This window comes from Polaromonas sp. UBA4122 (assembly GCA_002381615.1).
Taxonomy (GTDB): domain Bacteria; phylum Pseudomonadota; class Gammaproteobacteria; order Burkholderiales; family Burkholderiaceae_C; genus Polaromonas.
Genome location: DFWY01000020.1, coordinates 2,880 through 8,535, shown reverse-complemented (window position 1 = coordinate 8,535; position 5,656 = coordinate 2,880). Strand labels below are relative to the sequence as shown.

1 protein-coding gene is annotated in these 5,656 nt (G+C 62.6%); it reads right to left on the bottom strand.

Going from position 1 to position 5,656, the window contains the following annotated elements:
- Nucleotides 1–303: 303 nt before the first annotated feature.
- On the bottom strand, nucleotides 304–5,656 hold a 5,353-nt coding region (locus B3F77_RS02815), incomplete at its 5' end, for an excinuclease ABC subunit A (RefSeq protein ID WP_349678369.1).

Genomic DNA, 5,656 nt, shown 5'->3' with positions numbered 1-5,656 from the left:
GGTGGCGGTGGCGGTGGTAACGGCGGTGGCGGTGGCGGTGGCGGTGGCGGTGGCGGTGGCGGTGGCGGCAAAAAATAATGCCGCTTGCTTGAGTCTTAAGCTCGTCGCATAACGCTTACGTGCTCACAAACGGGCCGCCAGAGTTCCAACGAAATCATGGTGGAGGCTGCAAATAGCATCTAGCGGGTCAATGCCGCTAAGTTAATTAAGCCAAGGCCCTTCGGGGCCTTGGCTCGCTTCAGGCCTGTAGGCCAACAAATACGGGTGAAAGCAGCTATTTTTTTAGTAGCAAACAAATGCCTTCTACACACGGGCTAGCACGCTCTGCAACGCTTTACCGGTAGCGGTGCCGAGCCGCACCACCTCCTCTGGCGGCGCTGCGGCGACGACCTGCCCGCCCGCGTTGCCGCCATCGGGGCCCAGGTCGATCACCCAGTCAGCCTCGGCAATCAGGTCGAGGTCGTGCTCGATCACGATCACGCTATGGCCGCCGTTGACCAGCCGGTGCAGAACTTGAATGAGCTTTTCAACGTCGGCCATGTGCAGGCCGACCGTGGGTTCGTCGAGCACATAAAGGGTGTGCGGCGCCTTCTGTCCGCGCCTTGTAATGTCGTCGCGCACCTTGCTCAGTTCGGTCACCAGCTTGATGCGCTGCGCTTCGCCGCCCGACAGCGTGGGCGAGGGCTGGCCCAGCGTGAGGTAACCCAGGCCTACGTCTTTCAGCAGTTGCAGCGGGTGGCCGATGTTGGGCATGGCGGCAAAGAATTCCACCGCCTCGTCCACTTCCATTTTCAGCACGTCGCCAATGCTTTTGCCGCGCCAGGTCACGGCCAGTGTTTCGGGGTTGAAACGCGCACCGTGGCAGGTTTCGCACAGCACTTTCACGTCGGGCAGGAAGCTCATGGCTATGGTTCGCACGCCCGCGCCTTCGCAGGTGGGGCAGCGCCCTTCGCCGGTGTTGAACGAAAAGCGCCCTGCCGCGTAACCGCGTGCCCGCGCTTCCAGCGTGTCGGCAAAGAGCTTGCGAACGGTGTCCCAAAAACCGATGTAGGTGGCGGGGCAGGAGCGCGGGGTTTTGCCGATGGGCGTCTGGTCGACTTCCAGCACGCGGTCCACGACCTGGTAGCCGTCGATGCGATCGCAACCGGTCCAGACGGGGTGTTTGCCTGCGTCGTCGGCCTCACGCCCGGCTTTGGACGAACGCTGCATGACGCCCGCATGAACATTGGTCAGCAGCACATCCCGCGCCAGTGTGGATTTGCCGGAACCGGACACACCAGTGACCGCGACCAAGCGGTAGAGTGGCACCGCGACCGATACGTTTTGAAGATTGTGCAGGCTTGCGTTGAGCACCGTGAGCCACGAGGTGAAGGGGCTGGCGGCGGCGGGGGCTGCGTTGTGGCTGATGCTGGCGCTGGCGGCTGCGGCACGCAGGGCCTCGGCTTTGAGCGCGGCTTTTTTTTGTTTCCCAACGGGTTTTGGGGCCGCAGAATGGGGGTCAGAGCCCAATTTCGGGTGAGTCTCTGTGCCTTGCTTGCTTTGGGTGGCGAAATTGGGATCCGACCTCAATTCGGCTACAGCAGTTCCTGTCAGGGTTTCGCGCCTGGCGTGAAGTGGATGAATCAGCGGATGAGCCAGATAGCGGCCCGTCAGTGATTCCGGCACCGCCGACAACTGCGCTGCCGTGCCCTGCGCCACCAGCCGCCCGCCGCGCTTGCCTGCGCCGGGGCCGATGTCAATGATGTTGTCGGCGCGGCGTATGGTGTCTTCGTCATGCTCGACCACCACCAGCGTATTGCCGCGCTCGCTGAGCTTGCCGAGTGCGCCCAGCAGAATCTGGTTGTCGCGCGGATGCAGCCCGATCGTGGGTTCATCGAGCACATAACAGACACCTTGCAAGTTGGAGCCCAGTTGCGCCGCCAGCCGGATGCGCTGCGCTTCGCCGCCTGACAATGTAGGCGCGCCGCGGTCCAGCGTGAGATAGCCCAGACCCACGTCTTCCAGAAATTCAAGACGGCTTTTGATCTCGGGAATCAGGTCGCGGGCGATGCCAGCCTCGCGCCCTTCCAGCGCCAGCGTTTCAACCCAGCGGCGCACATCGGTGACCGACAGGGCGGCAATGTCGGCAATACCGACCCCGGCGAACTTCACGGCCCTGGCCTTCGCATTCAAACGCGAGCCATCGCAGGTCGGGCAGACGGCATCCAGCACTTCGTCCACCTCGGGCTCGGCAAAGCTCTGCTCGCGCCCCTTGTTGTCGTCGTCCATGACCGAATCGTCAAACACCTTGCGCTGCTCTTTGGTGAGCTTGACGCCGGTACCCACGCAGTCGGGGCACCAGCCATGTTTGCTGTTGTAGCTGAACATCCGGGGGTCCAGCTCGGCATACGACGTGGCGCAAACCGGGCAGGCGCGCTTGGTCGAGAAAACCTCAAGCTTGCCAATATGTTTGGCGCTGGTTCCCGCCAGCATCGCCCCTTGCAGGCCATCCAGCGATGCCAGCACATGCACCACGCCTTTGCCGTGCTGCAGGGCAGTCGCCAGACCCAGCCGCAGCGCAGCCTCGTTGTCAGGCGTCACATGAAGATCGGCAATCGGCAACTCGACCGTGTGCTCCTTGAAGCGGTCAATGCGCGGGAAGCCGGTGGTCGGCAAAAACTCACCGTCCACGCGCAAATGCGTGTAGCCGCGCGGCCGGGCCCAGTCGGCCAGTTCGGTATAGACCCCTTTGCGGTTGATCACCAGGGGGCTAAGCAGGCCGATGTGCTGGCCCCGATAATTTTTAAGAAGCTGCGCGGCAATGCTTTCAGGGCTTTGCGGCATGACGGCCGCACCGTCTTTGGTGCAATGCTGCACGCCCAGCTTGACGTACAGCAGCCGCAGGAAATGCCAGACCTCGGTGGTGGTCCCCACGGTGGACTTTCGCCCGCCGCGCGACAGCCGCTGCTCAATCGCCACCGTGGGCGGAATGCCGTACACCGCATCCACTTCAGGCCGCCCGGCCGGCTGCACAATGCTGCGGGCATAGGCATTGAGCGACTCCAGGTAGCGCCGCTGCCCTTCGTTGAACAAAATATCGAAGGCCAGTGTGGACTTTCCCGAGCCTGACACGCCCGTGACCACGTTGAACTTACCGCGCGGAATATCGACCGAAAGACTCTTGAGGTTGTTTTCCTTGGCGTTGACGATCTGGATCATGTTGGAGAAGGTGGGCCTGGCCTTCCACGCCTTGGGCCGAACTTCTTCCACCTGGTGCATCTGGCCCATGGCCTGCTCGTACTCGCGCAGCGCCTTGGCGGTGTGCGATGTGGGGTGCTGCCGCACGTCTTCCGGGGAACCTTGCGCCACCAGCAGGCCGCCCGCTTCGCCGCCCTCAGGGCCGAGGTCAATCAGCCAGTCGGCCGAACGGATCACATCAAGGTTGTGCTCAATGATGATGAGCGAATGCCCTGCTTCCAGCAGCTTGCGCAGCGCCCGCATGAGTTTGGCAATGTCGTCAAAATGCAGGCCGGTGGTGGGCTCGTCAAACAGGAAGAGCGTGCCTCGGTTGAGATTTTTAAGCGCCAGCGGCTGTTTGCTGATGCTCCTGGTTTTACTGGCGGATTTACTGGCCTCGGCCAGGAAACCAGCGAGCTTGAGGCGCTGAGCTTCACCGCCCGACAGCGTGGGCACGGGCTGGCCCAGCTTCACGTACTCCAGGCCCACTTCCACAATGGGTTGTAGCGCGCGCACCACTTCACGGTCTTGCGCAAACAGCTGCACGGCCTCGCTGACCGTCAGATCGAGAACGTCGGCGACGTTCATTGAACGAAAACCGGGGTCAGAACCCATTTTCCGTTCAATCTGGCCGATGGCCTTGCGCTCAATCGTGACTTCCAGAATTTCTGGCCGGTAGCGTTTGCCGTCGCAGTCGGGGCAGCGCAGGTACACGTCGCTCAAAAACTGCATTTCCACGTGTTCAAAGCCCGAGCCACCGCAGGTCGGGCAGCGCCCGTCGCCGTGGTTGAAACTGAATTTTGAGGCGGTGTAGCTGCGCTGCTGGGCCAGCGGCGCCAAGGCAAACAGTTCACGCACGGCGTCCCATGCGCCGACGTAGCTAGCCGGGTTAGAGCGTGCAGTTTTGCCAATCGGCGACTGATCGACAAACACCACATCGGTCAGGTGCTCGGCGCCCAGCAGCCGGTCATGCAGGCCCGGTGTTTCAGTGGCTTTGCCAAACTGGCGCAGCAGCGCGGGCGCCAGAATATCCTGCATCAGCGTCGACTTGCCGGAGCCGCTGACCCCGGTCACGCAAACCAGACGCTGCAGCGGAAACTCCACGGTCAGGTTTTTCAGGTTGTGGTCTCTGGCTCCTTCAAGGATCAGGCGGGGCGTGCTGTCGGTCACTGCGCGCTTGAAGCCCATTCCCACCTGCTTGCGCGCGCCTAAGTAGGCGCCCGTCAGCGTGTCGGCGTGCTTCAAATCTTCGGGCGTGCCATCGAACACAATCTGGCCGCCCTTCTCGCCCGGTCCAGGGCCCATGTCAATCATGCGGTCAGCCGCCAGCATCACGGCAGGGTCGTGCTCCACCACCACCAGCGTGTTGCCGGCATCGCGCAGCCGGTGCATGGCCTGCGTGATGCGGTTCATGTCGCGCGGGTGCAGGCCGATCGAAGGCTCGTCCAGCACAAACAAGGTGTTGACCAGCGAGGTGCCCAGCGCGGTGGTCAGGTTGATGCGCTGCACCTCTCCGCCTGACAGCGTGCGGCTCTGCCGGTCGAGCGTGAGGTAGCCAATGCCTACATCGCAGAGGTACTTCACACGGGTTTGGATTTCTTCGAATAACAGCTTGAGTGCCTGTTCCTCGCCCCTGCCCTCTGCCTCCGGGAGAGGGGGCAATGTAGAACTCTCTCTCTCTCCGGGAGCGGGCCGGGGTGAGGGCAGCAGGCGATTGAAAAAGCGCTGCAGCTTCTCAATCGGCAGACGCATCAGGTCATGCACGCACAAGCCCGGCAAGGCTTCGAGTTGCTCGCGGTTCCATTGCACGCCGACCGGCATGAAGCGCAGGCTGGGCGGCAGCACCGCATCGGCGGCTTCTTTAGAGCCGAGGCGCCAGAGCAGCGGTTCGAGCTTGAGACGCGCACCACCGCAGGTTTCACAGGGCGTGTAGCTGCGGTACTTGGACAGCAGCACGCGAATGTGCATCTTGTAGGCCTTGCTTTCCAGGTAGGCAAAGAAGCGCTTGATGCCAAACCAGTGCTGGTTCCACTTGCCGTTCCAGCTCGGCGAGCCGTTGATCACCCAGCCCTGCTGCTCGGGCGTGAGCTTGTACCAGGGCGTGTCGCGCGGAATGCCGGCGGTCTCGGCATGGCGCATCAGGTCGTCTTGCGCTTCTTTCCAGGCCGGCGTCTGCATGGGCTTGATGGCGCCGGCACGCAGCGTGAGCTTGTCGTTGGGAATCACCAGCCCGTAGTCCACGCCAATCACCCGGCCAAAGCCGCGGCAGGTTTCGCAGGCGCCCATGGCCGAGTTGAAGGAAAATAGCGAAGGCGTTGGGTCGGTATAGCGCAGGTCGCTGTCGGGGCAGTGCAGACCGGTTGAAAAGCGCCACATTTCATCGGGCTGACCGATAAAGTCGGCCCCCACGCTTTTCGCTTCGTGTAATGCGCTGCCCCCC